This window comes from Sphingomonas rhizophila (genome assembly GCF_014396585.1).
GTDB classification, from domain to species: Bacteria; Pseudomonadota; Alphaproteobacteria; order Sphingomonadales; family Sphingomonadaceae; genus Sphingomicrobium; species Sphingomicrobium rhizophilum.
The window spans coordinates 2,464,354-2,490,724 of record NZ_CP060717.1; the positions used below are offsets into that span (position 1 = coordinate 2,464,354).

The 26,371-nt window shown below is 65.9% G+C and carries 30 protein-coding genes and 1 tRNA gene; 18 read left to right on the forward strand and 13 right to left on the reverse strand.

All coding sequences use genetic code 11. From position 1 onward, the window contains the following. The first annotated feature begins 32 nt into the window (after positions 1–32). Complete coding sequence (locus H9L12_RS12595; protein ID WP_187542013.1) at positions 33–1,412, forward strand: L,D-transpeptidase family protein; 1,380 nt, start codon at positions 33–35, stop codon at positions 1,410–1,412. A gap of 61 nt (positions 1,413–1,473) precedes the next feature. On the opposite strand, the gene H9L12_RS12600 is transcribed toward H9L12_RS12595, so the two are convergent. Beyond that, entirely contained in the window at positions 1,474–2,157 is a 684-nt protein-coding gene (locus tag H9L12_RS12600; RefSeq protein WP_187542014.1) for a murein L,D-transpeptidase catalytic domain family protein, read from the reverse strand. A gap of 296 nt (positions 2,158–2,453) precedes the next feature. On the opposite strand from H9L12_RS12600, the gene rpsU reads away from it, so the two are divergent. Then, the gene (gene rpsU / locus H9L12_RS12605) at positions 2,454–2,660 is read left to right on the forward strand and encodes a 30S ribosomal protein S21 (protein ID WP_119533862.1); all 207 of its coding nucleotides are present in this window, start codon (positions 2,454–2,456) and stop codon (positions 2,658–2,660) included. Positions 2,661–2,714: 54 nt separating this feature from the next. Next, the gene (locus H9L12_RS12610; protein WP_187542015.1) at positions 2,715–3,230 is read left to right on the forward strand and encodes an FKBP-type peptidyl-prolyl cis-trans isomerase; all 516 of its coding nucleotides are present in this window, start codon (positions 2,715–2,717) and stop codon (positions 3,228–3,230) included. A gap of 3 nt (positions 3,231–3,233) precedes the next feature. Here the strand turns inward: H9L12_RS12610 and H9L12_RS12615 are convergent, their stop codons facing one another. Genes H9L12_RS12615 through pyrE form a run of 5 tightly spaced genes read right to left on the reverse strand, consistent with a single transcriptional unit; the run spans position 3,234 to position 7,027 of the window. After that, entirely contained in the window at positions 3,234–4,346 is a 1,113-nt protein-coding gene (locus tag H9L12_RS12615; RefSeq protein WP_187542016.1) for an AI-2E family transporter, read from the reverse strand. A 2-nt stretch (positions 4,347–4,348) separates the two neighbouring features. Then, positions 4,349–5,311: a signal peptidase I gene (lepB, locus tag H9L12_RS12620; protein ID WP_187542017.1), complete on the reverse strand. Its 963-nt coding sequence runs from the start codon at positions 5,309–5,311 to the stop codon at positions 4,349–4,351. Beyond that, positions 5,308–5,718 carry a holo-ACP synthase gene (gene acpS / locus H9L12_RS12625; RefSeq protein WP_187542018.1) on the reverse strand — a complete coding sequence of 137 codons (411 nt, stop codon included), beginning with the start codon at positions 5,716–5,718 and terminating at the stop codon, positions 5,308–5,310. The genes lepB and acpS overlap by 4 nt, the downstream gene beginning before the upstream one ends. Further along, positions 5,715–6,443, reverse strand: a complete 729-nt coding sequence (locus H9L12_RS12630; protein ID WP_187542019.1) for a pyridoxine 5'-phosphate synthase — start codon at positions 6,441–6,443, stop codon at positions 5,715–5,717. The genes acpS and H9L12_RS12630 overlap by 4 nt, the downstream gene beginning before the upstream one ends. Beyond that, the gene (pyrE, locus tag H9L12_RS12635; protein ID WP_187542020.1) at positions 6,443–7,027 is read right to left on the reverse strand and encodes an orotate phosphoribosyltransferase; all 585 of its coding nucleotides are present in this window, start codon (positions 7,025–7,027) and stop codon (positions 6,443–6,445) included. The genes H9L12_RS12630 and pyrE overlap by 1 nt, the downstream gene beginning before the upstream one ends. A gap of 193 nt (positions 7,028–7,220) precedes the next feature. Between pyrE and coxB the strand changes: the two genes are divergently transcribed. Both coxB and ctaD read left to right on the forward strand, forming a co-directional pair. Further along, complete coding sequence (coxB, locus tag H9L12_RS12640) at positions 7,221–8,273, forward strand: cytochrome c oxidase subunit II (protein WP_187542021.1); 1,053 nt, start codon at positions 7,221–7,223, stop codon at positions 8,271–8,273. Then, entirely contained in the window at positions 8,270–9,946 is a 1,677-nt protein-coding gene (ctaD, locus tag H9L12_RS12645) for a cytochrome c oxidase subunit I (RefSeq protein ID WP_187542022.1), read from the forward strand. The genes coxB and ctaD overlap by 4 nt, the downstream gene beginning before the upstream one ends. A 136-nt stretch (positions 9,947–10,082) precedes the next feature. On the opposite strand, the gene H9L12_RS12650 is transcribed toward ctaD, so the two are convergent. Then, the gene (locus tag H9L12_RS12650) at positions 10,083–10,769 is read right to left on the reverse strand and encodes a calcium-binding protein (protein WP_425506826.1); all 687 of its coding nucleotides are present in this window, start codon (positions 10,767–10,769) and stop codon (positions 10,083–10,085) included. Continuing rightward, positions 10,766–11,575 carry a hypothetical protein gene (locus H9L12_RS13200; protein ID WP_223177124.1) on the reverse strand — a complete coding sequence of 270 codons (810 nt, stop codon included), beginning with the start codon at positions 11,573–11,575 and terminating at the stop codon, positions 10,766–10,768. The genes H9L12_RS12650 and H9L12_RS13200 overlap by 4 nt, the downstream gene beginning before the upstream one ends. Positions 11,576–11,653: 78 nt before the next feature. On the opposite strand from H9L12_RS13200, the gene H9L12_RS12660 reads away from it, so the two are divergent. Next, positions 11,654–12,100, forward strand: a complete 447-nt coding sequence (locus tag H9L12_RS12660; RefSeq protein WP_187542024.1) for a DUF411 domain-containing protein — start codon at positions 11,654–11,656, stop codon at positions 12,098–12,100. Between the two features lie 4 nt (positions 12,101–12,104). On the opposite strand, the gene H9L12_RS12665 is transcribed toward H9L12_RS12660, so the two are convergent. Then, complete coding sequence (locus H9L12_RS12665) at positions 12,105–12,710, reverse strand: peptidylprolyl isomerase (protein WP_187542025.1); 606 nt, start codon at positions 12,708–12,710, stop codon at positions 12,105–12,107. Between the two features lie 160 nt (positions 12,711–12,870). On the opposite strand from H9L12_RS12665, the gene H9L12_RS12670 reads away from it, so the two are divergent. From H9L12_RS12670 to H9L12_RS12700, 8 genes are read left to right on the forward strand one after another with little or no spacing between them, the layout of a single operon-like run. Then, complete coding sequence (locus tag H9L12_RS12670; protein ID WP_246450745.1) at positions 12,871–13,701, forward strand: heme o synthase; 831 nt, start codon at positions 12,871–12,873, stop codon at positions 13,699–13,701. After that, positions 13,698–13,832: a hypothetical protein gene (locus H9L12_RS14005; RefSeq protein WP_281399786.1), complete on the forward strand. Its 135-nt coding sequence runs from the start codon at positions 13,698–13,700 to the stop codon at positions 13,830–13,832. Before H9L12_RS12670 ends, H9L12_RS14005 begins: the two co-directional genes overlap by 4 nt. Further along, a complete protein-coding gene (locus H9L12_RS12675; RefSeq protein WP_187542027.1) occupies positions 13,829–14,362 on the forward strand; it encodes a cytochrome c oxidase assembly protein in 534 nt (177 codons plus the stop codon). Before H9L12_RS14005 ends, H9L12_RS12675 begins: the two co-directional genes overlap by 4 nt. Before the next feature lie 45 nt (positions 14,363–14,407). Further along, a complete protein-coding gene (locus H9L12_RS12680) occupies positions 14,408–15,238 on the forward strand; it encodes a cytochrome c oxidase subunit 3 (RefSeq protein WP_187542028.1) in 831 nt (276 codons plus the stop codon). Further along, positions 15,238–15,600, forward strand: a complete 363-nt coding sequence (locus H9L12_RS12685) for a DUF983 domain-containing protein (RefSeq protein WP_187542029.1) — start codon at positions 15,238–15,240, stop codon at positions 15,598–15,600. Before H9L12_RS12680 ends, H9L12_RS12685 begins: the two co-directional genes overlap by 1 nt. Then, positions 15,597–16,190, forward strand: a complete 594-nt coding sequence (locus tag H9L12_RS12690) for an SURF1 family protein (protein WP_187542030.1) — start codon at positions 15,597–15,599, stop codon at positions 16,188–16,190. The genes H9L12_RS12685 and H9L12_RS12690 overlap by 4 nt, the downstream gene beginning before the upstream one ends. Then, positions 16,187–17,416 carry a M16 family metallopeptidase gene (locus H9L12_RS12695; RefSeq protein WP_187542031.1) on the forward strand — a complete coding sequence of 410 codons (1,230 nt, stop codon included), beginning with the start codon at positions 16,187–16,189 and terminating at the stop codon, positions 17,414–17,416. The genes H9L12_RS12690 and H9L12_RS12695 overlap by 4 nt, the downstream gene beginning before the upstream one ends. After that, positions 17,413–18,282, forward strand: a complete 870-nt coding sequence (locus tag H9L12_RS12700; protein ID WP_187542032.1) for a class I SAM-dependent methyltransferase — start codon at positions 17,413–17,415, stop codon at positions 18,280–18,282. The genes H9L12_RS12695 and H9L12_RS12700 overlap by 4 nt, the downstream gene beginning before the upstream one ends. On the opposite strand, the gene H9L12_RS12705 is transcribed toward H9L12_RS12700, so the two are convergent. The 3 genes from H9L12_RS12705 to H9L12_RS12715 all read right to left on the reverse strand — a co-directional run bounded on the left by H9L12_RS12705 (position 18,279) and on the right by H9L12_RS12715 (position 19,871). Next, positions 18,279–18,842 (reverse strand): heme exporter protein CcmB, encoded by a 564-nt coding sequence (locus H9L12_RS12705; protein ID WP_187542033.1) that lies wholly within the window; start codon positions 18,840–18,842, stop codon positions 18,279–18,281. The genes H9L12_RS12700 and H9L12_RS12705 overlap by 4 nt on opposite strands. A 70-nt stretch (positions 18,843–18,912) precedes the next feature. Further along, positions 18,913–19,464, reverse strand: a complete 552-nt coding sequence (ccmA, locus tag H9L12_RS12710; protein ID WP_246450418.1) for a heme ABC exporter ATP-binding protein CcmA — start codon at positions 19,462–19,464, stop codon at positions 18,913–18,915. Then, a complete protein-coding gene (locus H9L12_RS12715) occupies positions 19,461–19,871 on the reverse strand; it encodes a metallopeptidase family protein (RefSeq protein WP_187542034.1) in 411 nt (136 codons plus the stop codon). Before H9L12_RS12715 ends, ccmA begins: the two co-directional genes overlap by 4 nt. 91 nt (positions 19,872–19,962) lie before the next feature. Between H9L12_RS12715 and H9L12_RS12720 the strand changes: the two genes are divergently transcribed. Beyond that, positions 19,963–20,053, forward strand: a tRNA-Ser gene (locus tag H9L12_RS12720). Positions 20,054–20,175: 122 nt separating this feature from the next. Then, a complete protein-coding gene (locus H9L12_RS12725; RefSeq protein ID WP_246450419.1) occupies positions 20,176–21,954 on the forward strand; it encodes a TonB-dependent receptor plug domain-containing protein in 1,779 nt (592 codons plus the stop codon). Between the two features lie 158 nt (positions 21,955–22,112). Here H9L12_RS12725 and H9L12_RS12730 read toward each other — a convergent pair whose 3' ends face one another. Then, on the reverse strand, positions 22,113–22,334 hold the full coding sequence (locus tag H9L12_RS12730; protein ID WP_187542035.1) for a hypothetical protein: 222 nt from the start codon (positions 22,332–22,334) through the stop codon (positions 22,113–22,115). A 320-nt stretch (positions 22,335–22,654) separates the two neighbouring features. Between H9L12_RS12730 and H9L12_RS12735 the strand changes: the two genes are divergently transcribed. Both H9L12_RS12735 and H9L12_RS12740 read left to right on the forward strand, forming a co-directional pair. After that, positions 22,655–24,487 carry a M10 family metallopeptidase C-terminal domain-containing protein gene (locus H9L12_RS12735; protein ID WP_187542036.1) on the forward strand — a complete coding sequence of 611 codons (1,833 nt, stop codon included), beginning with the start codon at positions 22,655–22,657 and terminating at the stop codon, positions 24,485–24,487. A 149-nt stretch (positions 24,488–24,636) separates the two neighbouring features. Beyond that, positions 24,637–26,361: a type I secretion system permease/ATPase gene (locus H9L12_RS12740; RefSeq protein ID WP_187542037.1), complete on the forward strand. Its 1,725-nt coding sequence runs from the start codon at positions 24,637–24,639 to the stop codon at positions 26,359–26,361. The last annotated feature ends 10 nt before the right edge of the window (positions 26,362–26,371 follow it).

Genomic DNA, 26,371 nt, shown 5'->3' on the forward strand with positions numbered 1-26,371 from the left:
GGCCCCGAAAACTGGCTCGAAAGGACAATGGCGTGGTGGGTTGGCGAAAGAGTGCGGGTCGTTGGAGTGTCGCGTCGGTCGGCTTTGGCCTTGCGCTTGCCGCGACGCAGGGCGCTTTTGCCCAGCAATCCGCCCCGCGCGATCCGATGGCGCCCCTGCCGGACAGCCGCGTCGCCAAGCCGGTGACCGGCCAGCCCGCGCCTGGCGTCCAACCGAAGGTCCAGCAGCCGGCCGGGACCGGCGTCGCCGGCCAGCCGGTCACCGTGCCCTATGTCGCGCCCGTCCTTCCGCCGCCGGTCTGGGCGCTGGGCGATGCTCAGGCGCTGCTTACCTATATCAACAGCGTGGGGACGGAGGGCTTGTCGCCGACCGACTATGACCCCGTCGGGCTGGCCGCCGCGATCGCATCGGGCGACCCGCTCGCCATGTCGAAGGCCGCGACCGATCGCTTCAACAAGCTGTCGTCGGACCTCGCGCTCGGCCACGTCCGGGGCGACAACCGCATCGACTGGCATATCGTCGACGACGACCTCGACGGCAATCGGCAGCGTCTCCTGCTCGAGGAGGCTCTGCTTCGCCACCGCATTCCCGAGGCGCTGAACGGCTTGCTGCCGACGCACCCACAATATGGGGCGCTTCGCACCGCGCTTGGATCGCAGGCCAATGCCGATCCGGCGATGCGTAACCGTATCCGGCTGAACATGGATCGCTGGCGCTGGCTGCCTCGTGAGCTGGGCCAGAAGTATATCATCGTCAACGTCCCGTCGTTCCACGCCACGCTGGTCGAAAACGGTGCCACGCGCTGGAAGCAACGGGCGATCGCCGGTGCGATCAAGACTCCAACGCCGCAGCTGAGCACGATGGCCACCGGCGTGGTGCTCAACCCGTGGTGGGAAGTGCCGACCAGCATCAGCCGGGAGGTCGCCGGCAAGGCGGGCTTCGTCGCGGTTAAGGGAAAGGACGGCAAGGTCCAGCGCTGGCGCCAGCCGCCTGGACCCGCCAATGCGCTCGGCCAGCTCAAGTTCGTGATGTACAACAAGTACAATATCTACCTTCACGACACGAACGCGCGCAGCCGTTTCAATAGCCAGGTCCGGGCGCTCAGCCACGGCTGCATCCGCACCCAGCACGTCCTCGACCTCGCGACGGAACTGTTGGGCGATGACGACGGCGATTGGACGAAGGACCGGATCGACCAGACGCTTGCGTCGAAGAAGACTGTCCAAGCCAACTTCGTAAAGCCGCTCCCGGTGTACATCGTCTATTTCAGCGCCGCGGCCCTGAATGACGGTACGGTCGTCAAGTATGACGACCTCTACAAGCGTGATTCCAAGGTGATCGCCGCCTTGCTCGACAAGGGCGGCACGGCACCGGCGGCAAAGGCCGCGGACACCGCCGCCAAGGGTCAGTAGGCAAAGAAAAGGCCGGCGCGCCGATCGGGCGCCCGGCCATTTCCTTCAAATGATGCGGGTGTTACGCCAGCTTGTCGGCGTAAATCATGCGACCACCGCCAAGGCGGTTCATGACCTGCCACTGGCTGGCGCGGCTGAACGCGAAGCAGCCTTCGCTGCGTCCCAGCTTGCCGTGTGCCGCGACCATGTCGGGTTCGGCGTACCAGGCATTGTGAATGACAATGGCGCGCGCCTCGGCGTTGTTGTTGGTGTAATCGAGGCCCTTCACCTTCATCGAAAGGCCGTACTTGCCGTGATAGGTGTCGCTGGTGATGTAGGTGCCGTTCGAACTGGCGAGCGACCCGAAGCCGTTCGAGAAGCGCTGGAGCAGGCCCGAATGGGCCGGATCCGAGCCGCGGCCGTGGGCCACGAGATGGCTTTCCGCCCGGCCCGAGACCAGGTCGACGATGTGGAAGCGCGCCTCGTGCGAAGCCTTGCCGAAATCGACGATGCCGATGACGTTCCGGTCCCGGACAAAGAAGCGGTGCGAATGAAGGGCCGCCTTGGCCCGCTCGAGAATCGCCGGATCGACGCCCATCGGTGCGATCGGGGTCGCCGCAACCTTCGGCGCGACAGGGGCCAACGGGTCGTTGGGTTTCAGGTTGAACAGCAGCGGCGTGTCGGCGGCGATGCCTGCGGACGACAGGAGCAAACCTCCCGCGCCGGCTGCGCCAAGCCTCAACATTTCCCTGCGATTCAACGACATCCAGTCCCTCCCGGTGAAGCGACCGTTGTAACACCGGAATCGTTAATCGCAGATAACCAAGGTCAAAAGTGTCCTCATATCGTCGCTGCGCGCAAACGTTTCATCGCGAATCCGAGAATTTGCCAATGTCTTGAATTGGCTGAGCGCCGCTGCTAAGGGGCCGCCTCCGCCGCGGGCATTGTCCGATGGCGAACAATTTCTTGCGCGGTGTTCTCAGCTTCCGACTCGCTCGGATGGACACCGGTTGAGACCGGGAAGCGTCCCGGGGTAATTTGAAGGGAGTTCGACGGCTTTTTATGCAGATCATCGTTCGCGACAATAATGTCGACCAGGCGCTGCGCGCGCTCAAGAAGAAGCTGCAGCGCGAGGGCGTCTATCGCGAGATGAAGCTGCGCCGTCATTACGAAAAGCCGTCGGAAAAGCGCGCTCGTGAGCGTGCCGCCGCGATTCGCCGCGCCCGCAAGCTGGAGCGCAAGCGGATGGAGCGCGAAGGCGCCCGTTAAGCTTCAGGCGTTCCGCCGCTTTTTCGTACCATCCAACACCGCGAGCGCCTGTCGATGACCGTTACTCAAGTTCCGCTTCGTCCGATCGCTCGTGGTTCGCTGGTCAAATTGTGGCTGGCGATCGCACTGCTCGTCATCGCCGCCTTCGCGCTGGCCCGTTTTGGCACCTCGTCCTTCCAGTTCGAGACGACGGCCAGCGGCATCCAGTTCCGCACGATCGCGCCGGGCACAGGTGACAGGATCAAGGCGGTCGACGGCGTGTACCTGGAATATGACGGTCGCCTGCCCGACGGGAAGGTGTTCGACTCGACCCAGGGCAAGCCGGTCCCGATGATCCCGCAGCAGGTGATCCCCGGCTTCTCCGAAGCGCTGCAGATGATGCAGAAGGGCGGTCAGTACACCGTCCGCATTCCCGCCGCGCTCGGCTATGGCGCCAATGTGCCGCCGGGCGGGCCGATCCCGCCGAACTCGGACCTCATCTTCGACGTGAAGATCATCGAGGTCATCCCGAACGCCGCGCTGATGCAGCAGCAGGGCCCGCCGCCGGGCGCGATGCCGCCGGGCCAGTAAGCCCTAGCCGGCGCCCTCGTCCGCTTCGGCGCCGCGCTTGCTCCATTCTTCCAGTGTGACCTTGACTGCGGCGACAATCGGATCGGCGAGCATCAGGCCGAGGATTCCGAACAGCGCGCCGAAAACGAGCTGCGCGGCCAGTACGACGGCCGGGGCCAGGTCGACCGTCCGGCGCGCGATGTAGGGCACGACCAGATAGCCATCGACGTTCTGGACGAAGAAATAGACGAAGATCGCCCACAGGCCCTCTCCGGTGCCGGCGGAAAAACCGACCGCGATCATCAGCACGCCCGAGATGATGGCGCCGATGTTCGGCAGGAAGGCGAGCAAGCCGGTGATAAGACCCAATAGCGCCGCAAACGGCACCCCGCCGACCAGCAGCATCAGGAAGGTGAAGACCCCTTCGAACGCCATGCCGGCGAGCCGGCCGGCAAGAAGGCGGCGCAAGGTGAAGCCGACGCGGTTGCTGACCGCGTAGAAACCGCTGCGGTAACGGACCGGGAACATCCACGCGACGCCGCGATCGTACAGGCGTGGCTCCATGGCGATGAAGATGCCGATAACGATCATCAGGAACATCGACGTCAGCGCGCCGAGCGCGGAGCCGACCGCGCTGGTCAGCCGTCCGACCCCGCCCAGCACTTGCGACTGGAGACCGGTGATCGACCCGCCTTCGGGCAGCAGGCCAAGGCTGGTCGCCACCGCCATCAGCCGCGCGGCCTGTTCCATCACCACCGCGCGCAAGGCTTCGGCCTGCGCGGCGAGAGTAGTCCCGGCGTAGTAGAACACCCACCCGATAAAGCCGAAACCGAGCAGCGCGACGATCGCCAGCCGCCACCCGCGCGGGATCGGCAGGACCCGGCCCAGCAGGCGCGTGCCGCCGTCGAGGATGACCGAGAATACCAGACCGCCGATGATCAGCATGATCGGCTGGGCCAGCACGATCACCCCGACAATGAGCAGCGCCATGCCGAGCCAGACGGCGGCGCGGCGGACCTCGATCGCCATCCGCGGGTCGCTGAACTCGGTCGGCCCCGGGACCTCGACATGCTCGACGATGGTGGTCACCGACTTTTCGGCCTTTGCTTTGCGCGGCGCGGTCGAAGCCTTGGCCATCTCTATCCCTTGTGTCCGCGGAGGCTCTCGCCGGCGCGTCCGCTGCGGAAGGCGCGGAACCAGCTGGCCGGATTGAAGAATTGCGTCGTCCCATCGAGCGAGAAGGTGACGAACTCGGCCCTGCCGCCGATGTTCTCGAACGGCACCGGTCCGCCAAGGCCGTTCTCGTCGCCGCCCAGCGCGAAGCGGCTGTCGGCGGAGCGGTCGCGGTTGTCACCCATCAGGAACAGATGGTCTGCGGGGACTTTCACCGCACTGAAGTCGTCACCCTTGCTGCGTTCCAGGTCGATGGTGTCATAGGTGACGCCGTTGGGCAGGGTCTCGCGGACGATCGGCAGGCGGCAGAAGTCGCCGCGCGGGGTCGACACCATGTTGCCGGGGAACTGGTAGGGCGTGCAGGGCGCGTTGGCGTCGACCGGAATCATCGCCGGCGGGCGGAGGACGGACTTTACCGGCTTGCCGTTGATGATGACCCGGCCGGCGCGAACCTCGATCGTGTCGCCCGGAAGTCCGATGACGCGCTTGATATAATCCTCGTTCTGGCCGGGCGGCGTGACGATGACGATGTCGCCGCGCTGGGGCAGCCTGCCGAGGACGCGTCCGTCAATGAACGGCAGGGTGATGCCCCACGGCTCGGCCGGCTGGCGCAACACCAGCGTCCGGAAAATGGCCGCCGGGTTGGGAATGGTCGGCGACACATAGGACCAGCCGAACGGATATTTGGTAACCACCAGCCGGTCGCCCTTCAGCAGGATCGGCATCATCGATTCGGACGGGATGAAGAACGGCTTGGCGATGAAGCTGTGGAAGGCGAGCACCGCCAGCAGAACGAGGCCCAGCCCCTTGATCTCGCGCCACAGCGCCGACGCGCTGCTTTCCGTGACCGGCGCAGCCTTGACCCCGGCGTCCGCCGCCTCGGCGGGAACGGCGTTCTGCTCGGCCGGCGGCGTTACGCTGTCGCTCACAAATCGTCTTTCTTGCGGAGTTCGAGGACGACGAAGGCCTGCGCCCAGGGATGGTCGTCGGTCATGGTCAAATGCACTTCGATGGCGTGGCCCGCCGGGGTCAGGGCGTCAAGCCGCGCCCGTGCGCCGCCGGTCAGGTGAAGCGTCGGCGCGCCCGAAGGCAGGTTGACGACGCCGATGTCCTTCATGAACACGCCGCGCTTGAACCCGGTGCCGACCGCCTTCGAATAGGCCTCCTTGGCGGCGAAGCGCTTGGCCAGTGTCCCGGCGATGGTGTGCGGTCGGCGCTCGGCCTTGAGCCGCTCGACGTCGGTGAAGACGCGGTTGAGGAAGCGGTCGCCGAAGCGGTCGATCGACGCCTGGATGCGATCGATGTTGCACAGGTCGCTCCCGAGGCCGACGATCACCGCGCCGCATCCATCAGCGCCCGCATCTGCCCGACGCTTGCCTCCAGCCCGGTGAAGATTGCCTCGCCGATTAGGAAATGGCCGATGTTGAGCTCGGCGATTTGCGGGATGGCGGCGACGGGGACGACATTGTCGAACGTGAGGCCGTGTCCGGCGTGGGGCTCGATTCCGTTCTTGCTCGCCAGCGCGGCGGCGTCGGCGATCCGCTTCAGTTCCACCGCGCGCTCCTCACCGTCGACATGGGCGTAGCGCCCGGTGTGGAACTCGACCACCGGCGCGCCAAGGCGCAAGGCGGCCTCGACCTGCCGCTCGCTCGGCTCGACGAACAGGCTCACGCGGATGCCGGCTTCGACCAGCCGTGCGACGAACGGCGACAGCGCCTCGAATTGTCCGGCGGCGTCGAGACCGCCCTCGGTCGTCCGCTCCTCGCGGCGTTCCGGGACGATGCAGGCGGCGTGCGGCCGGTGGGCCAGCGCGATCGCCAGCATCTCGTCGGTTGCCGCCATCTCCAGGTTCAGCGGCAAGTCGATCTCGGCCATCAGGCGGTCGATGTCATGATCGGTGATGTGGCGCCGGTCCTCTCGCAGGTGCGCGGTGATCCCGTCCGCACCGGCCGCGGCAGCCGCGATCGCCGCCCGTACCGGGTCGGGATGCGGCCCGCCGCGCGCGTTGCGGATGGTCGCGACATGGTCGATGTTGACCCCAAGGCGCAGCCGGGTCGCCATCAGGCGGCGGCACGGCTTCCCGGCTTGATCGCGGGAATCGCGGCCAGCGCATCGGGGAGGTCGTCGGCGGCGTAGGTCGGGACGTCGATGCGGATGAGCGGGACATAGGGAACGCCAAGATCGGCGGTGCCGCCCGACCGGTCGACCAGGCTGGCGGCGGCGACGACCTTGCCGCCGGCGTCCTCGATCGCGCGGATCGCTTCCTTCGACGACAGGCCGGTGGTGACGACGTCCTCGACCATCAGCACGCCCGTTCCCGGTTCGAGCGCGAAGCCGCGGCGCAAGTGAAACTCGCCGTCGGGCCGCTCGACGAACATCGCCGGCACGCCCAGCGCCCGGCCCATCTCGTGGCCGATAATGACGCCGCCCATCGCTGGCGACACCACCGCTCCAATCCGCCCGCGGAGTTCGGCGGGGATCCTCGCGGCGAGCGCGGTGGCCAGCCGTTCCGCCCGCGCACCGTCCATCAGGACCCGCGCGCACTGCAGGTAGCGGGGACTGCGAAGGCCCGACGACAGGATGAAATGGCCTTCCAGCAGCGCATCGGCGGCGCGGAATTCCTCGAGGATCTCGTCGTCGGTCATGATGCGCTCCGCCCCTTTGCCGGCCGACCGGCGTTGGCAGCGAGATAAGGGGCGTCGGCCCGGCCCGCAACCGGCCTGAAAAATGCGGCGATCCAGCGCTTGAGCAGTCTAGGGGTCGCGCCTATAAGGCCGCGAATTTCGGGGTCCCGGTCGTGGGACGCCTGGTGCCAAACCCACTATTTCCGGGGTGACGATGATTTCGATTCGACAGGGACTCGCGTTTGTGTCGGCGGCGATGGTTCCGGGGGCCGCGCTTGCCGCAGCCACCAACGCCGCTGCCCCGGCGGCTCCGGCCGCGGCTGCCGCGCCGGCCATCCAGCACGTCGCGCCGACGGCGGGTATCGGCGTTCCCGACGGCCGCCTCGGTATGCAGGACCAGGTGACCGCGCTCGGTCAGCGTGCGGCCGATTTCCACAACGGCCCGCTGCTCATCATGTGCGCGGTGATCAGCATCTTCGTGCTGGTTCTGCTTGCCTACACCATGTTCCGCTTCCGCCGCGGCGCCAATCCGACCCCGTCGAAGACCAGCCACAACACGCTGATCGAAGTGATCTGGACCGTCGTTCCGGTGCTGATCCTGGTGGCGATCGCGATCCCGTCGATCCGCCTCATCCGCGCACAGTACAGCCCGCCGCCGGCCGACGTGACGATCAAGGTCACCGGCAACCAGTGGTACTGGACCTATCAGTATCCGGACAACGGCGGGTTCGAAATCGTGTCGAACATGCTGAAGGAACAAAGCGAAGTTAAGGCCGGCGAACGCGCTCGCACCGACGCCGACGGCCCGCCCCTTTTGGCAGTCGACGAACGCATCGTGATCCCGCAGGGCAAGGTCGTGAAGTTCATCGTGACCTCCGCCGACGTCATCCACTCGTTCGCGATCCCCGCCTTCTACACCAAGATCGACGCCAATCCGGGCCGCCTCAACGAGACTTGGGTCAAGGCCGACCGTCCGGGCGTCTATTTCGGCCAGTGCAGCGAACTGTGCGGCGCGCGCCACGGCTACATGCCGATCGCGGTCGAAGTGGTTCCCCAGGCGCAATTCGACGCGTGGGTTGCCAGCAAGGGCGGCACGCCGAAGGGTGCCGCTGCCGCGGTGGTCCCGGCCGCCGCGCCGGCGCCGGCCTCGGCCCGAACAACCCGCCGGAAGCCGCGCCTTCGGCGGGCACCGAGCCCGTGGCGCAGCCTGCGCTCAACCAGGCCGCGACGGCCCAGAATTAATCAGCGGAAGACGAGACAGACATGAGCACCATCCCCGCCGACGCGCTTCCGCTTAAGGCCCACGAAGGGCACGACGCCCATCATGACGCGGACCACAAGCCGGGCTTCTTCGCCCGCTGGTTCATGTCGACCAACCACAAGGACATTGGCACGTTGTACCTGATCTTCGCGATCATCGCGGGGATCATCGGCGGCGCGATTTCGGGCGTGATGCGCGCCGAACTGATGCATCCGGGCATCCAGATTCTCAACCAGGCCTGGCCGCTCGGCGCGGGCAGTGCCAATTTCGACGAGGCGCTTCACCACTGGAACGTGCTGATTACCGCCCACGGCCTGATCATGGTGTTCTTCATGGTCATGCCGGCGATGATCGGCGGCTTCGGCAACTGGTTCGTGCCGATCATGATCGGCGCGCCGGACATGGCGTTCCCGCGCATGAACAATATCTCGTTCTGGCTGCTCGTCCCGGCCTTCCTGCTGCTGTTGGGCTCGGCCTTCGTCAGCGGCGGCACCGGCCTTGGCGCCGGCACCGGCTGGACGGTTTACGCACCGCTTTCGACGGCGGGGTCGCAAGGGCCCGCGGTCGACATGGCGATCTTCTCGCTGCACCTTGCCGGTGCCAGCTCGATCCTCGGCGCGATCAACTTCATCACCACCATCTTCAACATGCGCGCGCCGGGCATGACCCTGCACAAGATGCCGCTGTTCGTGTGGTCGGTGCTGGTCACCGCCTTCCTGCTGCTGCTCGCGCTTCCGGTCCTCGCCGGCGCGATCACCATGCTGTTGACCGACCGCAACTTCGGCACCAGCTTCTTCGATGCGTCGGGCGGCGGCGATCCGGTGCTGTACCAGCACCTGTTCTGGTTCTTCGGCCACCCCGAAGTGTACATCATGATCCTGCCGGGCTTCGGCATCGTCAGCCAGATAATCGCGACCTTCAGCCGCAAGCCGGTGTTCGGCTATCTCGGCATGGCATACGCCATGGTCGCGATCGGCGTCGTCGGCTTCGTCGTGTGGGCGCACCACATGTTCACGATCGGCATGGACGTGAATACCAAGATGTACTTCACCGCCGCGACGATGATCATCGCGGTCCCGACCGGCGTGAAGATCTTCTCGTGGATCGCCACCATGTGGGGCGGCTCGATCAGCTTCGAAACGCCGATGCTGTGGGCGATCGGCTTCATCTTCCTGTTCACGGTCGGCGGCGTCACCGGCGTCGTGCTCGCGAACGGCGGCGTCGATAACTACATGCACGACACCTATTACGTCGTGGCGCACTTCCACTACGTGCTGTCGCTGGGTGCGGTGTTCGCGCTGTTCGCCGGCTTCTACTACTGGTTCCCGAAGATGAGCGGGAAGATGTACAACGAGTTCCTGGGCAAGCTGCACTTCTTCGTCATGTTCATCGGCGTGAACCTGATCTTCTTCCCGCAGCACTTCCTCGGCCTCGACGGCATGCCGCGGCGTATTCCGGACTACACACCGGCGTTTGAGAAGTGGAACGAGATCTCGACCTATGGCTACATGGTCATGGCGTCGGGCATGGCGATCTTCTTCGTCAACCTGATCATCAGCTTCGCGGCCGGCCGCAAGGCTGGCGACAATCCGTGGGGCGAGGGCGCGACGACGCTGGAATGGACCCTGTCCAGCCCGCCGCCGTTCCACCAGTTCGAGACGCTGCCGAAGATCGACTAGAGGTCGAAGCAGCAAGCAAAGGGCCGGGAATCGCGACGCGGTTTCCGGCCCTTTGTCGTCGAGTGGAGAGGACCCGGCCGACGGATCGCGCGGCGAACCCGGTCGACGTCACGGATTGCTTCCGTGATGGTCCGTGTCAGAAGATGAAATCGCCCGCCACGAACGCGTGCAGGCCATCGACCCGGATCCAGAAATCCGCGGCCCCATCGCCGTTGGTGTCGCCCTGCAGGTAGCTGTTGCCGGCGATGACGGCGGTACGCAGCTCCCCCGCAACGCCGCTGAACGCAGCATCGCCAACGAAGTTGAAGGCCTGGTCGCCCGCGACCGAAGCGTTGGCGTCGACCGCCGACAGGTCGATCAGGTCCCCGTCCGTGGCGCTGAAATCGTGGATCCGGTCGGCGCTGCCCGTAGCCGTCCCGCCAAAATCGCTGGACGTGAAGAGGAAGCGATCGGCGCCGGAGCCGCCATACATCCGGTCGGACCCGGCGCCGCCGGTCAGCAAGTCATTGCCGTCCTCGCCGAACAGGATGTCGTTGCCGGCAGCGCCGCGAAGCGTGTCGACCCCGCCGCGGCCATAGAGCAGGTTTGCACCGCCATTGCCGATGATGAGGTTATCCAGTCCGTTGCCGTACCCGCGCAGGTCTGCGGTGCCCGACAGCTCCAACTCCTCGATATAATCGCGAAGCTGATGATTGACCGACGCGAGCACTCGATCCGTGCCCTCGCCTGCCAACTCGATGGCGTTGTCGGTGATGTCGGTGACGACATAGCGGTCGTTGCCGGTGCCTCCGATCATGCGGTCATAGCCCGTGCCGCCGGTCAGCGTGTCGTCGCCTGCGCCGCCGTAAAGATAGTCGTCACCGCCGCGCCCCCCAACACGTCAATGCCGTCGTGACCGTAAAGGCGGTCGTTCCCGGCGTCGGAGCCGGTCAGGCGGTTGGCGTCGGCGGTTCCCTCCACCCGAAGTCCGGCGCTAGTGTTATTCGTGACGTTTTCGACATGGTCGGGGAGGGTGAAGGATGATCCGGGCACGAAGCGAAGGTCGATCGTGTCGCTGCCGTTGCCGGCTGTCTCGACGACCAGGTCGCCGGCCGAATCCAGCACATAGGTGTCATCACCGAACAGCCCTTCCATCCGGTCGTCGCCGCTTCCGCCGTCCAGCGTGTCGTCCCAATATTCGGAACCCGTGAGGACGTCGTTGCCGCCGTATCCGAGAAGATATCCAGCGCCGAGAAGCGTGTCGTCCCCGGCGAAGATCACGTCTTCGAACAGCGCGCCGATCTGGTCATTGAGCAGGGCGTTGCTGAAGACGGCGGCGTCGACCGAAAAGCCGGAAACGGTGCGAAAATTGTCGTACATGCCGTCCTGGGCGATGCCGAAATCCCAAGAGGTTATAGTGCCGGTCGTCGGCAGATTGTTGACCGGCGTGCCGAGATCGGTTCCATGCAGGAAGAAGGCGGTGTGATTGCGGCCGTCGTACAGAGGCCCGTCGTTCAGGACCCATCTTGTCGATGACGAGTAAGCGACCTGGCTGCGAAGGACCAGGTTATGAAAATAGCTGCCCGACTGGCTGTAGAAGCGCATGTCGAAGCTGAGACTCATATTGTCGTCGTGAAAATAGGACGCCACGCAACACCTCCCGGCAAATTAGCCGTGGCCAGCGTGGACGGATTGGTATCTATGCTCAAGTCGAAAGGATCTCGATCAATGCTTACCCTTGGACAGATGTTCTTCCGCTCCCTCGCCCCGCTGGCGCTACTGTCCTGCGCGGCGAGTGCGACTGCGGCGACGGTCGCGGTGACCCGCTCGGCGACGTGCGGCTGCTGCAAGCATTGGGTCGAACATATGCGCAAAGCCGGTTTTACCGTGACCGAAACGGTCGCCGACGACGTCACGCCGACCGCACGCAAGCTTGGCGTGCCCGACGCGCTTCGCTCGTGCCATACCAGCCAGATCGGCGGCTATGTCATCGAAGGCCATGTGCCTGCTTCGGACGTGAAGCGCCTGCTGGCCGAAAAGCCCAGGGCCGTCGGCCTGTCGGTTCCCGGCATGGTGATGGGTTCGCCGGGCATGGAGCACGGCGACCACAAGATGCCCTACGACGTCGTCCTGTTCGACAAGGCCGGCAAGACCCGGGTGTTCGCCAGGCACTAGGGCCTTATTTGACCCGCACTGCCTTCACGATCCTGATGCGCGGTTCCAGCATCTGGCCCTTCATCGCGCCAAGGCCCTTGGTCGGTGAACGAGGCGCGGCGAGGATTTTGTTTACGACGTCCATGCCCTCGACCACCCGGCCAAAGGCGGCGAACCCGCTGTCGCCGTCGAAACCGGTGATGTCGGTGGTCATGATGAAGAAGTCGGCCTGGGCCTGACCCGGAGCCGCAGCGGCCATGGCGACGGTCCCTGCGACGTTGGACAGCCCGGTCTTGGTCGTCGATTCGAACGCCACCGGCTTGCGAAGCTTGCGTGCGTCGGTGACGATGCCGCCCTGCACCAGGCCGCCGTCGCCGTAGGGCATGGCGCGATAGAATGCCTCGCCGTCATATTTCTTCGAATCGACGTAGGCGAGGAAGTTGGCGACCGTCAGCGGCGCCCGTCCGCGGTCCAGCGCCAGCACGATCCGGCCCGCACTGGTATCGAGCGCGACCTTGACCAGGTCGTCGGCCGGTGCCGGGGCCGGGGCGGCCACTGGCGCGGTCTGCGCAAGGGCGGCGACGGGAAGGGCGGACAGGGCCAGCGCGGCCAGGGCGATTCGCGTGAACATGGCGCGCACCCTAGCGCCGCTTTGGTGAACCGCCGATGGCCCTTTTCGTGGGCGCTCCAACACCTTATAGGCCGCGCCCGTGACCAGCCTTCCCATCGAACGGCCGTCCGCGGTGACCGCGGAGTGGCGCGACCTGTTCGCGCTGACCAAGCCGCGCGTCATGACGCTGGTCGTCTTCACCGGCCTTTGCGGGCTGCTCGCCGCGCCGGTGCCGGTTCATCCGGTGCTCGGCTTCACCGCCGTTCTGTGCATCGCGCTCGGTGCGGGCGCGGCCGGGGCGCTCAACCAATGGTATGAAGCCGACCTCGACAAGAAGATGAAGCGCACCGCCGGCCGGCCGCTGCCCGCGGGCCGGATGGAGCCACGGTCGGCGCTCCACTTTGGCGTCGGTCTATCCGCATTTTCGGTCGTGCTGATGGACATCGCTACCAACCATCTCGCCGCGGCGATCCTGGCCGTCTCGATCCTGTTCTACGTCGTGATCTACACGGTGTGGCTGAAGCGGCGAACGGCGCAGAACATCGTCATCGGCGGCGCGGCGGGGGCGTTTCCCCCGCTGATCGGCTGGGCCGCCGCGACCGGCGACGTGACGCTTCTGCCCGTGCTCTTGTTCGCGATCATCTTCCTGTGGACGCCGCCGCACTTCTGGGCGCTGTCGCTGTTCGTGAAGTCGGACTATGCCGCCGCCGGGGTGCCGATGATGCCGGTCGTCGCCGGCCTGCAATCGACGCGGCGCCAGGCATTCCTCTACACCCTGCCGATGGTCGCCGCGGCGATTGCGCCGTGGCCGCTCGGCCTCACCGGCTGGATTTACGGCGCCGCGTCGATCGCGCTCAACGCGCTGTTCCTTCTGTTCGCCGCCGCCGTACTCGCCAACAAGGCGACCGACCCCGCGAAGATGAAGCCGGAAAAGCGGCTGTTCGGCTATTCCGTTCTCTACCTCTTCGCGCTGTTCGGCGCGCTCGTCATCGATGCAAGGCTGATCCCATGACCGACCCGCTTCCCGACGCAGAGGTTCGCCGCCGCCAGGCCGGCCGCGCCCGGGTCATGGCCCTGCTGCTCGGCCTGTTCGTCGTGCTGATGTTCGCCATCACCATCGCCAAGATGACCATCAACCAATGACGGATCTCGCCCAGCGCAACGGCAAGGTAGCCCTGCGCGCGGCGTTGTTCGCCGCGGCAATGCTGGCGCTCGCCTTCGCCAGCGTGCCTCTTTACCGGATTTTCTGCCAGGTCACGGGCTTTGGTGGCACTCCGATGCGGGTCGTCGCCGCGCCCGACAAGGTCATCGCGGGATCGGTCGGCGTCCGCTTCGACGCCAACATCCAACCGTCGCTGCCTTGGAAGTTCGTGCCGGTGCAGTCGACCGTCCGGGTGCAGCCCGGCGCGCGTACCACCGTCTTCTACGAGGCCACCAACTACAGCGCGCGGACAACGACGGGGCAGGCGACGTTCAACGTCACCCCGGAACAGGCCGGTCCCTATTTCAGCAAGATCGAGTGTTTCTGTTTTACCGAGCAGACGCTGAAACCGGGCGAGAGCGTCCGGATGCCGATCGTGTTCTTCGTCGATCCCAAGATACGCGACGATGAATCGACCAAGCACATCGACGAAATTACGCTGTCTTACACCTTCTACCCCACTGGAAACTGATCGCGGTGGCGGCTAGAGCCGCTGCCAACAACAGGAACGAGACACATGGCCGCGACCAAGAACCACGATTATCATATCCTTCCGCCCGATCCCTGGCCGATCATCGGCGCCTTCTCCTCGCTCGCCCTTTTCGGCGGCTTGGTGATGTGGATGCATGACAACCCCTACGGCGCGTTCGTCGGTTTCGCCGGCCTCGCCATGGTCTTGGTGACGATGGCCAGCTGGTGGTCGAACACGATCAAGGAAGCGCACGCGGGCGATCATACGCCGGTGGTCTCGCTCCACCTGCGCTATGGCATGATCCTGTTCATCGCCTCCGAGGTGATGTTCTTCGTCGCCTGGTTCTGGGCCTATTTTGCGGCCGCCCTTTTCCCATCGGGCGTTGACGCCGTCGGCGGGCAGTGGCCGCCCAAGGGCATGGAAGTGCTCGACCCGTTCGGCTTCCCGCTGCTCAACACGCTGATCCTGCTCTGTTCGGGCACGACCGTCACCTGGGCGCACCATGCGCTGATTCACGGCGATCGCGAGGGCCTCAAGAAGGGCCTGCTTGCCACCATCGCGCTCGGCATCGTGTTCAGCGCGGTCCAGGCCTACGAATATGCCCACGCGCCCTTCGCCTTTAAGCTGGCTAACGGCGGCAACATCTATTCGTCGACTTTCTTCATGGCGACCGGCTTCCACGGCTTCCACGTTCTGGTCGGCACGATCTTCCTCATCGTTTGCTACCTTCGCGCGGTGAAGGGTGATTTCACGCCCAAGCAACACTTTGGGTTCGAAGCCGCCGCTTGGTACTGGCACTTCGTCGACGTCGTTTGGCTGTTCCTCTTCGTGTCGATCTACGTCTGGGGCGGCTGGGGCGCGCCGACGCACGGGTGATGAACGGCGCCCCGCCGTCACTGCCGGCGGCGAGCCTGCTGGGCCTGTGCCCGCAGTGCGGTGAGCGAACGCTCTTCGCCGGCATTGCCCGCTTCGCGCCAAGGTGCCGCACCTGCGGACTCGACTTCGCGGCGTTCAATGTCGGGGATGGCCCGGCGCTGTTCCTGATCCTGATCATCGGGACGCTGCTGACGGTCGGGGCACTGGTCGTCGATGCGGCCTACAGCCCGTCCTATTGGGTCCATCTCGTCTGGCTGCCCATCGGGATCGGTCTGACGCTGGCCGGTCTGCGCATCGGGAAGGCGGCGCTGCTGTTCCAGGAGTATCGCCACCGCGCCCGCGAGGGGCGGATCGTCCCATGATCCGCCGCCTGCCACTTCTTCCAACGGTCCTCGTCGCCGCGGCGGTGGCGACGATGATCGGCCTCGGCATCTGGCAGTTGCAGCGCGCCGCATGGAAGGAAGGGTTGCTGGCGACCTACCGCACTGCCCAAGGCCAGCCGGGCATCGCCTTCCCCACTTTTCCGACGAAGAATGAGCCGCCCTATTTCCGCAAGGCGACCGGCCACTGCCTCGACATCGTCGGCTGGCGTTCCGTCGCCGGACAGAATCTGAAGGGCGAGTCCGGTTATGCACGCATCGCCGACTGCCGAACCGGCGCCGAAGGACCGGGCATGGTCGTCGTGGCCGGTTGGTCCAAGGACCCCAACGCTGCCTCAAGCTGGAAGGGCGGCATCGTCGAGGGCGTCATCGGTCCCGACCAGCTCAATCGCCTGCGTCTCGTGTCCACGACCGGTCTCGGCGGACTGGAAGCGAGCGCGCCGCCCTCGCTGGAATCGATCCCCAACAACCACCGGGCCTATGCCGTGCAATGGTTCCTGTTCGCCGCCATCGCGCTGGTGATCTACGTCCTCGCGCTACGCAAACAGTGGGCGAAGGAGCCGGCGCAATGACGGCCGAACTGACCCGCCTGTCCAACGGCGTGACGGTCGCCATCGACCGAATGGCCGATGCCCAGTCGGCGTCGATCGGGCTTTACGCCGCGGTAGGCTCCCGCTCGGAGCCGGAGCGGCTGGGCGGTCTCGCGCACCTCGTCGAACATATGGTGTTCAAGGGTGCCGGCGGCCGCGATGCGCGTGGGATCGCCGAGGCGATCGAGGACGTCGGCGGCTCGCTGAACGCCTGGACCGCGCGCGACCAGACGGTGTTTCACGCGCGGACCCTTGCACCCGACGTCGGGCTGGCGCTGGAGCTGATTGCAAGCCTGGTTCGCGATCCCCGCCTCGACGCGGACGAGCTGGAGCGCGAGAAGCTCGTCATTCTCTCGGAGCTCGGCGAATGCCTCGACGCGCCCGACGACCTGATTCACGACCGGCTGTTCGAAGCGGCGTTCGGTGCGCAGCCGATCGCCCGACCGGTGCTGGGCGTCGAGAAAACCATCCGCGCCGCGAAACGCGAGGATTGCGTAGCCTGGCTTGCGGATCAGTACCGTCCGGACCGGCTCGTCATCGCCGCCGCGGGCAAGGTCGACCCGGGGCATATCCTTCACCTGGCGGAAGCGTTGTTCGGCGACCTGTCGGGCGGTGAGGCACCGCCTATCCCGTCCGCCACCTTCGAAGGCGGTATGCGCCGCGACCGGCGCGCGTCGGAACAGACCCATCTCGCCTTCGCACTTCCCGGGCTGCCCGCGTCTGACGAACGCTCGCCCGCGCTGTCGCTGTTCGCCCAAGCGGTCGGCGGCGGCATGTCGTCGCGCCTGTTCCAGGACCTGCGCGAGGATCGCGGCCTTGCCTATTCGATATACGCGTGGACGCAGGGCTTCGCCGATACCGGCCTGTTCGCGGTGAACCTGTCGACCGACAAGACGCGCGCGGGGGAGGCGATCGCCCTGGCCAACGACACCATCGCCCGCGCCGCCGAGAACCTCAGCGAGGCCGAACTCAAACGAGCTCGGGCGCAGGTCGAGGCCGGGTTGCTGATGGCGCTCGAAACGCCGCAGGGGCGCGCGGACTCGATGGCACGATCGATCGAGATCTTCGGCCGGATCATGACCGCCGACGAAATGCTGGCCGAACTCCGCGGGGTCGATGTCAACGCCGCCCGCGCGGCGGGCCAGGCCGCGCTTGCCGGGCCGCGCGCCGACGCCTCGATCGGGGAAAGCCGGGCGATCGCCGCATGAGCCTTGGCGAGCTGAAGACGATCGTCGCCGAACCCTGGGCCGATTGGGGCCTGATCGACAGCGGCGACGGTCAGAAGTGGGAGCGATACGGCAAGGTCACCGTCGTTCGCCCGGAGCCGCAGGCGATGTGGGCGCCGGCGGTTGCCGACTGGTCGCCGGATGCGACCTTCGTCCCGGGATCCGATGAGGATGGCGGCGGCCGCTGGGTCCAGCACCGGCCTGTACCGGCAAGCTGGCCCCTGACGCGTGACGGCGTGCGATTCCACGCCAGCCTGACGCCATTCCGCCACCTCGGCTTTTTCCCGGACATGGCGCCGCAGTGGGACTGGATGCGCGACCGCGCTGCCGATGCCGACGTGCTCAACCTCTTCGGATACACCGGGGTTGGAACGCTTCTGCTCAGCGAGGCCGGGGCGCGGCTGGTCCATGTCGACGCGTCGAAGAAGTCAGTGGAGGGCGGCCGCGCCAATGCCAGCCTGTCCGGACTCGCCGACCGGCCGGTTCGCTGGATCGTCGACGACGCCGCCAAGTTCACCGCGCGCGAAGTGCGCCGTGAGCGCCGCTACGACGGCATCCTCCTCGACCCGCCCAAGTTCGGGCGCGGGCCGACGGGGGAAGTCTGGCGGCTCGAAGAACATCTCGCGCCGCTGCTCGCCGACTGCCGGCGCCTGCTCGACGGTGACAGCCGGTTCCTGGTGCTCACCGTCTATGCGGTGCGGATGTCGGCGTTGAGCATTGGCGAGTTGCTCCGGCAATTGACGGCCGACCTTGGCGGAACGGTCGAATGCGGCGAGATGGCGGTGCGCGAAGAAGCGCGCGGGCTATTGTTGCCGACCGCCATTTTCGCGCGCTGGTCGAAGGACTAGGTTCGCGCCGCGCGGATCGCCGCGCCCGTGACGAACGGCGCGCCGGCGACCAGCAGCATCGCCACCGCCGCCTCAAGCTTCAGCGCGCTGCCTGAATCAGCGCCCGTCGCCGCTGCGCCGAAGATCAACAGCGGCACTGCGAGCGGCAGCATGAGCAACCCTGCCAGCGCGCCGGCCCTTGGCAAGCCGGCTGTCAGCGCGGCGACCGCGACCGAAAGGGCGGCAAGTGCGGGCGTCCCGATCGCGAGCGCGACGAGGCAGCGCAGCAGCGAATCGCCGTCGATCGCGACCATGATCGACGCCGGGATGGCGGCAAGCAGCAGCAGCGGCCCAAAGGTCAGCCAGTGGGCGACAATCTTCGTGGCGCCGATGGTTTCCTCGGTCACTCCTGCAAGCGCGAGCTGGTCGAGGACACCGTCCGCACGGTCGGGCTCGACCAGCCGTTCTATCGGCAGCAAGGCGGCGGTCAACGCCGCGATCCACAGCGCGCCGCCACCGATGCGGCCGAGAAGCTGCGCATCGGGGCCGACCGCGAAGGGGACGATCGTTGCGACCAGCATGAAAAAGGCAACGGGCAGCCATGCGCCCCCGACAAGCCGCGGCGGACGTCGCGCACGATCATCCGACTGATCATCCGGACAGCACCATTTCCTGCCACGAATCGGCGAGCGGCTGGTGACTGGCGATGACGACCGCGCCCCCGGTCTTGCGGTGCCGGTCGATGGCGAGACGAAGCCGCTCACCGCTGCTGGCGTCGAGCCCGTTGAACGGCTCGTCGAGCAGCCACAGCGGCGCATCGCTGGCCAGCACCCGCGCCAGTCGTGCCCGGCGCGCCTGTCCCGACGACAGCAGGCGGACGGGGACGTCGGCCAGCCTGGACAGGTCGAGCGCGTCCAGTGCGCCGTTGAGCTTTGGCACGTTCCAGAACCCGAGCGCGCGGCGCAGCGACAATTCCCTGTCCAGCGACAGATGGTCGTCGGCCAGCGCGACCGCGGGCCTTTCGATCGCGCCCGCCGTCGGCCGCAACAGGCCGGCGATCACGCGGATCAGGCTGGATTTTCCCGCTCCGTTCGGACCGGTCAGGTGGAGCCCTCCGCCCCGATCCAGGCTGACGTCGAGACCTTCGAAAAGAAGCCGTCCGCCGCGCACCAGCGCCAGGCCCGTCCCGTTGAGCAGCATCATGCGTCGGCTTCCAACGCGTGCATTTCCTCGTCGCTGAATCCGAAATGGTGACCCGCCTCGTGAATCAGGATGTGCCTGACGAGATGTTCCAGGGATTCGCCCTCGCTGACCCATTCATCGAGGATCGCGGCGCGAAACAGGCGGATTCGGTCGGGCAGGGTCCCGCTGCTGGTGACGCTCTTGTCGCCGATCGGGATGCCTTCGTAGACGCCGGTCAATTCCAGCGGATGGTCGATAAGAAGGTCGGCGAGCAAATCTGCATCCGCCTCTTCCTCGATCAACAGCACAACGTCGCGCAAGTGCGAGGCGAAGGGCTCCGCCAATCCCTCGAGCGCAAGCCGGGCGATCGCCTCGATCTCCTCGGCAGTGGGGGATGATCGAAGCGCCGCGTCATGGTCAGATCGCATAGAGTGGGAGGCCGCGTCCCGGCAAGCTTGCCCGATCGTCGATCCCCGCCTAAACGCACGCGCTTCCAGGCCGATCTGGTTGGATTAATGCGGAGCGGTGGCCGAGTGGTCGAAGGCGCTCGCCTGGAAAGTGAGTATACGGCAAAACCGTATCGAGGGTTCGAATCCCTCCCGCTCCGCCACTCGATCGCCAGTCTGGTCCTTTGATGCTTCTCCTCATGCTTCTCGCCCAGGCCGAGCCAGACGAGGTCATCGTCACGGGCGGGGCTTGCCGTCGGGTGACGCTGCGGGGGCGGCGACGGTCGTGATCGACCAATCGCGGATCGGGCAATCGGCCAGTGGCCGGCTGGAGGACGTCCTGCGCGATGCTGCCGGCGCGCTGGGTTTTCGAAGGTCGGATTCGCGGTCGAGCCATGCCACGAATCAATCGATCACCCTGCGCGGGCTGGGCGGCAATGCCTCGTCACGGGCCCTGCTTCTGCTCGACGGGGTTCCGCAGGGCGATCCATTCGGAGGGTGGATCAGCTTCCCCGCCTACTCGACCGAACGGATCGGCTTGCTCCGCGTTACGCGCGGAGGCGGGAGCGCCTATTTCGGTCCCGGCGCACTGGCCGGCACGGTCGAACTTGAAAGCGCTGCGCCGGGGTCCGAGGCGAGGATCGCTGGCAGCCTCGCTGCCGGGAGCCGCGATAGCCTTGACGCGCGGGCCAGCCTGCTTCTTCCCTCGGCGGGCCGTTTCGTAACCCTGTCCGGGGCGGTGGCGCGTGGCGATGGATTCGTCCCTGTCCGTGCCGCGGATCGTGGCCCCATCGATCGACCGGCGCCCTACCGCCAATCGTCCGGCTCGGCACGGATCGTCCAGGATATCGGCACCACCGAAGCGCAATTGAGCCTCGGTGCGTTTGATGACCGGCGCGACCGCGGCGTGCCGTTCACAAGTAACCGCGGCAAGGGCTTCGATACGTCGCTACGGGTCGTCGGCAAGGGCGCTACCCGATGGTCCACGCTCGTTTACGCCCAGTTCCGCAATTTCGCGTCCAGCTTCAGCAGCATCGATGAAGGCCGGACGAGTTCAACCCAAACGCTCGATCAGTACAGCGTGCCGTCGCGCGGCCTTGGATTCCGCGCCGAGATCTCGCCAACCCACGGTCCGATTGGATTCCGCCTGGGCGCCGACGGGCGCTTCGTCAGCGGGACGACCAGGGAAAATTATCAGTTCGTGGCGGGCGAGCCGACGCGGAAGCGGGAAGCGGGCGGCCGCTCGCGAACCGTGGGGATGTTCGCCGCCGCGAGCGTTGCCAGGGGAGCAGCTACGCTGAACGCGAGCGGCCGCGTCGATCGATGGGCAATCGGCAACGGCACATTCGTTCAGCAGTCTCTGGACGGGCCGATACTGACCGACATGCAGTTCAATGATCGTGGCGGCTGGCAAGCAAGCGGCCGGCTGGCCGGAGAGGTGGCGGTCACGTCGCGACTGTCCTTGCGCGCCGCCGCTTATCGCGGCTGGCGACTGCCGACCCTGAACGAGCTCTATCGTCCGTTCCGCGCCGGCGCCGACGCGACCGCCCCCAATGCCGAACTGGACCCGGAGACCATGGTTGGCGCGGAGGTCGGCGGCGATGTCTATCTTGCGACCGACTGGAATGCGTCGGTGACGGGCTACACCGCCCGTCTCGATGGGGCGATCGCCAATGTGACGCTTGGCACCGGACCGGGCGTCTTCCCCATCGTCGGTTTCGTTGGGACGGGTGGGGCCTATCGCCAGCGCCAGAACCTCGATTCGATCCTCTCCCGGGGGTTCGAGGCGGACGTCGCCGGAAAACTCGGCACGTTCGATGCCCGTCTGTCCTATGCCTTCGTCGATGCGCGCGTGGAAGGCACCGGTGCGGCCGCCTCGCTCGACGGCAAACGCCCGGCCCAAACGCCGAGGCACCAGCTGTCGGCGACCATCGGTTGGTCAAGCGTACGCGATCTGGACGTTTCGGTGACTGGCCGGTTGCTGTCCGCACAGTTCGAGGACGACCTCAATTCACGGCGTCTCGACCCCGCCGTGACCTTTGACGGGTTTGCTTCACTCCCCTGAGCAGCCGCGTCGCCCTTGAGTTTCGTGGCGAGAACCTGTTCGACCAATCTGTCGAAGCAGCGGTGAGCGCCAGCGGCGTCATCGAGCGGGCCCTGCCGCGGACGCTATGGATAGGTGTCCGGTTGCGGTAAGCAGACGCGCTATCATTCATGCCTTACTTAGCCGGGCGTTTCGTTCCCGACTTCGTTGCGGACTGGATCGACCTCCGCGGGTGGTGACACGGGGGAAAGCTGGATGTCGCTGTTGGGCGTCACCGGTTTGGCGGCTTGGCGGGCACCATCTTCGTTCGCCACCGCTGGCGCGGTGCGATCGGCCCGTTCAGTGGCCGGGGTGCACCCAGCCAGGCTGACGAGCATCGCACCAATCGTCGTATTCCTCATGCCTTTGCCCTTCCTGGTTCGTGGCAAAATTGCCGGAAAATCGCGTTCGTTAACGTCCCGTTTCGAGAAAATGCCCAATCGGCTTAATAAGTTGTTGACTCTAATCAAGCTGCCCATAAGCTCCCCACTATTCGCAAAAGTAGCTGATTTTGCGAGAGAAATTCCGGGAGGGCGAATTTGGTTCAGTTGCGTGGTCCCGGAATCCATCAATCCAACATCGCTGACCTGAGCCGCCGATCGAGCTGATGGGCGTCCGCTCTTCGTTCGTCCTCCTTTGGGGACGGGTGCAGCCATATGTGACTTTGCTGAGGGGAAATTGAATGGCTAATTATGAAGTGGGCACGTTTCACGACGATCACGACGACGCGTCGCTCGATCCGCTCGCCGGCGGCACTGCCAACGGCAAGCAGATTTGGACTGCTGAACAGATCGCTGCCTATCTGAATCGCACCAGCGGCCAGTGGGGTACTGGCACCGGTGACCTCATCACGCGCAGTGGCGATCCGACCGTCATCACCTATGGCTTTCATGAAAACCAGCAGAGCCTGATCGACAACGGCTACATCTACACGCGGCCGAACGCGCAGGGTGTGACCACGCTCTATGCCTTCTCCGAATATTTCCAATTTGGTGCCTTCAACGAGGCGCAGCGTGCCGCGACGCGTGAAGCCATGCAGAATTGGGACGATGTCGTTGCGGTCACCTTCGTCGAAACCAGTGCCTATGAAGGCGACATCAACTTCGGCAACCTGACCAACTCGCCGAACACCCAGGCTTATTCGCGCATCCCGACGTCGGGCTACGCGAACAATTTCGACGGCTATTACGGCACCTACTCGATCGCGGGCCTCGCCGGTGACGTGTGGGTTTCGACGGCCCAGGCCTCAAACTTCCAGTTCGACGAAGGTCTTTATGGCCTCAACACGCTGGTTCACGAAATCGGCCACAGCCTCGGCCTGTCGCATCCGGGCGGATACAACTTCGGGCCCGGTTTCGCGGTCACCTACGGCAACGGCGCGGAATATGCGCAGGACGCACGTAACTACACCATCATGTCGTACTGGAACCCGCGCGATCTGGGTTCGACCTCGACCGGCGTCGTCACCCGCGACTTCGACTGGTCGCTGATGTCGATCGCCTACGGCTCGACCCCGATGATCCACGACATCCTCGCCGCCCAGGCGATGTACGGCGTGGACACGACGACGCGCACCGGCGACACGGTCTACGGCTTCAACTCGAACGCCGGTCGCGATCATTACGACTTCACCAAGACGCCGTGGCCGACGATGACGATCTGGGATGCCGGTGGCAACGACACGCTCGACGCGTCGGGCTACAATGTCGACCAGGTCATCGACCTGACCCCGGGCTCGCTCAGCAGCATTGGTGGCATCACCTATGCCGAAGCCCTGGCGACGCTCAGCTTTGAGCAGGTCAATGCCAACCGCGCGGCCGCGGGCTACGCCCCGATCGCCAAGTCGACCTACGATGCGAACATGGCGGCCCTCGCGGCGCAGCCGGACTTCCGCGGTCGCCTGACCGACAACGTGGGCATCGCCTATGGCGCCATCATCGAAAATGGTGTCGGCGGCGGCGGCAACGACAAGCTGATCGGCAACGACGTGTCGAACAAGCTGTGGGGCAATGCCGGCAATGACACGCTCGAGGGACGTGCCGGTGCCGACTATCTCTACGGCGGGGCGGGCAACGATCGCCTGATCGGCGGCACGGGTCGCGATTTCATGACGGGCGGTGCCGGCAACGACACGTTCGTCGGCGAAATCGACAGCGCGGGCAAGGTCTCGTCGAAGGTCGGCAACATCTCGATCGACGTCATCACCGACTTCCAGTCGGGCAGCGACAAGATCGACCTGTCGGCCATCGACGCCAACGCGCTGAAGCTGGGTGACCAGGCGTTTGACTGGAAAGGCCACGCTGCCAACAAGGCAATCGGCGACCTGAGCATCCGCACGTTCGGTAATATGACCGCGGCGGAAGCGGCGCTGGGCATTGACCTCGATGGTGTCGACGGCCCTGGTGCTGCCGGACATGTCACGGTCGTCCTTGGCAACACCAACGGCGGCACGCCGGACTTCGCGATCGTCCTGTTGGGCGTCAACTCGGTCCAGTCGTCGGACTTCATCTTCTGATCTGATCGGAAGATTTGAACGGGACGGGGCGCTTCCCATAACGGGAGCGCCCCTTCTTGTTCCGCCCTTGCTTTCGCCTTGCCCCGCGGGGCAATGTCCCGGCCTTGCCAGCGCAAGGCGCGGCGGCGCCCGAGGTATCCGAATTGTATTTGCCTTCTTCCTTACGCGACAGTGTCACGGTCAAGATCGCGCTCGACGCGTGCCGGCGCCATTTCAAATATGCGGCGCTGTTCAGCGCGGCGATGAACCTGCTTTTCATCGCACCGATGCTCTACATGTTGCAGGTCTACGACCGCGTCGTTCCGTCGCACGGAATCACGACGCTTCTGTTCCTGACGCTGGTGCTGGTTTTCGCGCTCGTCACTTTGTCGGCGCTCGACGCGATCCGCACCCGCCTGCTCGTGCGTGCCGGCGCGCGGCTCGACGAGACTCTGGCCGGCGCGATCATGCGCGCGACTTTGCAACAGCCCGACAGCGGCCAGCGGCTGGCGCGGCAGGCACTTCGCGAATTCGACACGCTGCGCCAGGCGCTGAACGGTCCGGGGCTGCTCGGCGTGCTCGATGCGCCGTGGGTTCCCGTCTATGTCGTCATGGCGTTCCTCATTCACCCCTGGGTCGGCGTGCTCACGCTCGGCGGTGCGGCGCTAATCGCCTATCTTGCCTGGCGTAACGAGCAAATCACGCGGCAACCGCTCCAAGAGGCCAACGCCGCCGCGGGGCGGTCCTATGCCGCCTATGACGCGTCGGTCGGGTCGGCCGATGTGGTTCGCGCGCTCGGCATGCGTGAAGCGCTGGTGCAGGGCCACATCGCCGACCGGCAGGCGATGCTCGCGCTTCAAACCGAAGCCGGCATGCGCTCGGCCCGGCTGACGGCGGAATCGAAGTTCGTCCGGCTCTTGCTTCAATCCCTTGCGCTCGGGGTCGGCGCCTTGCTCGCTATCAGCGCCAAGATCAGCCCCGGTGCGATCTTCGCCTCGATGTTCATCGTCGGCCGGGCGCTGGCGCCGATCGACCAGCTGCTGGGCGGCTGGCGCTCGATCATCCAGGCGCGGGGCGCGATCACTGTCCTCGACGAGCTGTTCGCCGCAACACCCCCGGACATCGCGCGCACGCGCCTTCCCGACCCCAAGGGACGACTGCAGGTTGAGGGGCTGGGCGTCGCTGCCGGACCCGGCCAGAAACCGATCCTCGCCAACGTCAGCTTCCAGGTGGCGCCCGGGGAGGTCATCGCCATCGTCGGCCCCAGCGGCGCCGGCAAGTCGACGCTGGTCCGCGCGATCGCCGGCGCCATCCGGCCGACGGTCGGCCACATCCGCTTCGACGGCGCGGAGCAGCAGGACTGGGACCCGGAGCAACTGGCCGACCATGTCGGGTTCATGCCGCAGGAAACGGTGCTGCTGGCCGGGACGATCAAGGACAATATCACCCGGTTCCATGCAGCGGCGGGGGAGGACGCCGGGACGCTCGACGACCAGGCCGTGGCGGCGGCGTTGCTGGCCGGCGCCCACGACATGATCCTGCAGTTGCCAGGCGGCTACGATCATCCGCTCTCGCTCGGCGGCCGCGGGCTTTCCGCGGGCCAAGCGCAGCGCATCGCGCTTGCCCGCGCGCTGTTTCGCTCGCCGCGCTACGTCATCCTCGACGAACCGAACGCCAGCCTCGACGCGGAGGGCGACGCGCAGCTTACCCATACCCTCGAGGCGCTTAAATCGCAGGGCAAGACCATCCTGATCGTTGCCCATCGGCTGAGCGTCCTTCCGGTGGTCGACAAGCTTCTGGTCGTCCGGGACGGGCAGTTGTCAATGTACGGTGCACGCGACGAGGTGTTGAGCAAGCTGGCGCCGCCCAAGAAGCGCGTGTCGGCGCAGGGATAATGAGCATGAA

What these genes read in the sequence shown, in the direction of transcription:
- H9L12_RS12600 (WP_187542014.1), bottom strand. Translation starts at nt 2,157, where the DNA reads ATGTCGTTGAATCGCAGGGAAATGTTGAGGCTTGGCGCAGCCGGCGCG.
- rpsU (WP_119533862.1), top strand. Translation starts at nt 2,454, where the DNA reads ATGCAGATCATCGTTCGCGACAATAATGTCGACCAGGCGCTGCGCGCG.
- H9L12_RS12610 (WP_187542015.1), top strand. Translation starts at nt 2,715, where the DNA reads ATGACCGTTACTCAAGTTCCGCTTCGTCCGATCGCTCGTGGTTCGCTG.
- H9L12_RS12615 (WP_187542016.1), bottom strand. Translation starts at nt 4,346, where the DNA reads ATGGCCAAGGCTTCGACCGCGCCGCGCAAAGCAAAGGCCGAAAAGTCG.
- H9L12_RS12630 (WP_187542019.1), bottom strand. Translation starts at nt 6,443, where the DNA reads ATGGCGACCCGGCTGCGCCTTGGGGTCAACATCGACCATGTCGCGACC.
- pyrE (WP_187542020.1), bottom strand. Translation starts at nt 7,027, where the DNA reads ATGACCGACGACGAGATCCTCGAGGAATTCCGCGCCGCCGATGCGCTG.
- coxB (WP_187542021.1), top strand. Translation starts at nt 7,221, where the DNA reads ATGATTTCGATTCGACAGGGACTCGCGTTTGTGTCGGCGGCGATGGTT.
- ctaD (WP_187542022.1), top strand. Translation starts at nt 8,270, where the DNA reads ATGAGCACCATCCCCGCCGACGCGCTTCCGCTTAAGGCCCACGAAGGG.
- H9L12_RS12660 (WP_187542024.1), top strand. Translation starts at nt 11,654, where the DNA reads ATGCTTACCCTTGGACAGATGTTCTTCCGCTCCCTCGCCCCGCTGGCG.
- H9L12_RS12665 (WP_187542025.1), bottom strand. Translation starts at nt 12,710, where the DNA reads ATGTTCACGCGAATCGCCCTGGCCGCGCTGGCCCTGTCCGCCCTTCCC.
- H9L12_RS12670 (WP_246450745.1), top strand. Translation starts at nt 12,871, where the DNA reads ATGACGCTGGTCGTCTTCACCGGCCTTTGCGGGCTGCTCGCCGCGCCG.
- H9L12_RS14005 (WP_281399786.1), top strand. Translation starts at nt 13,698, where the DNA reads ATGACCGACCCGCTTCCCGACGCAGAGGTTCGCCGCCGCCAGGCCGGC.
- H9L12_RS12675 (WP_187542027.1), top strand. Translation starts at nt 13,829, where the DNA reads ATGACGGATCTCGCCCAGCGCAACGGCAAGGTAGCCCTGCGCGCGGCG.
- H9L12_RS12680 (WP_187542028.1), top strand. Translation starts at nt 14,408, where the DNA reads ATGGCCGCGACCAAGAACCACGATTATCATATCCTTCCGCCCGATCCC.
- H9L12_RS12685 (WP_187542029.1), top strand. Translation starts at nt 15,238, where the DNA reads ATGAACGGCGCCCCGCCGTCACTGCCGGCGGCGAGCCTGCTGGGCCTG.
- H9L12_RS12690 (WP_187542030.1), top strand. Translation starts at nt 15,597, where the DNA reads ATGATCCGCCGCCTGCCACTTCTTCCAACGGTCCTCGTCGCCGCGGCG.
- H9L12_RS12695 (WP_187542031.1), top strand. Translation starts at nt 16,187, where the DNA reads ATGACGGCCGAACTGACCCGCCTGTCCAACGGCGTGACGGTCGCCATC.
- H9L12_RS12700 (WP_187542032.1), top strand. Translation starts at nt 17,413, where the DNA reads ATGAGCCTTGGCGAGCTGAAGACGATCGTCGCCGAACCCTGGGCCGAT.
- H9L12_RS12705 (WP_187542033.1), bottom strand. Translation starts at nt 18,842, where the DNA reads ATGCTGGTCGCAACGATCGTCCCCTTCGCGGTCGGCCCCGATGCGCAG.
- ccmA (WP_246450418.1), bottom strand. Translation starts at nt 19,464, where the DNA reads ATGATGCTGCTCAACGGGACGGGCCTGGCGCTGGTGCGCGGCGGACGG.
- H9L12_RS12715 (WP_187542034.1), bottom strand. Translation starts at nt 19,871, where the DNA reads ATGCGATCTGACCATGACGCGGCGCTTCGATCATCCCCCACTGCCGAG.
- H9L12_RS12730 (WP_187542035.1), bottom strand. Translation starts at nt 22,334, where the DNA reads ATGAGGAATACGACGATTGGTGCGATGCTCGTCAGCCTGGCTGGGTGC.
- H9L12_RS12735 (WP_187542036.1), top strand. Translation starts at nt 22,655, where the DNA reads ATGGCTAATTATGAAGTGGGCACGTTTCACGACGATCACGACGACGCG.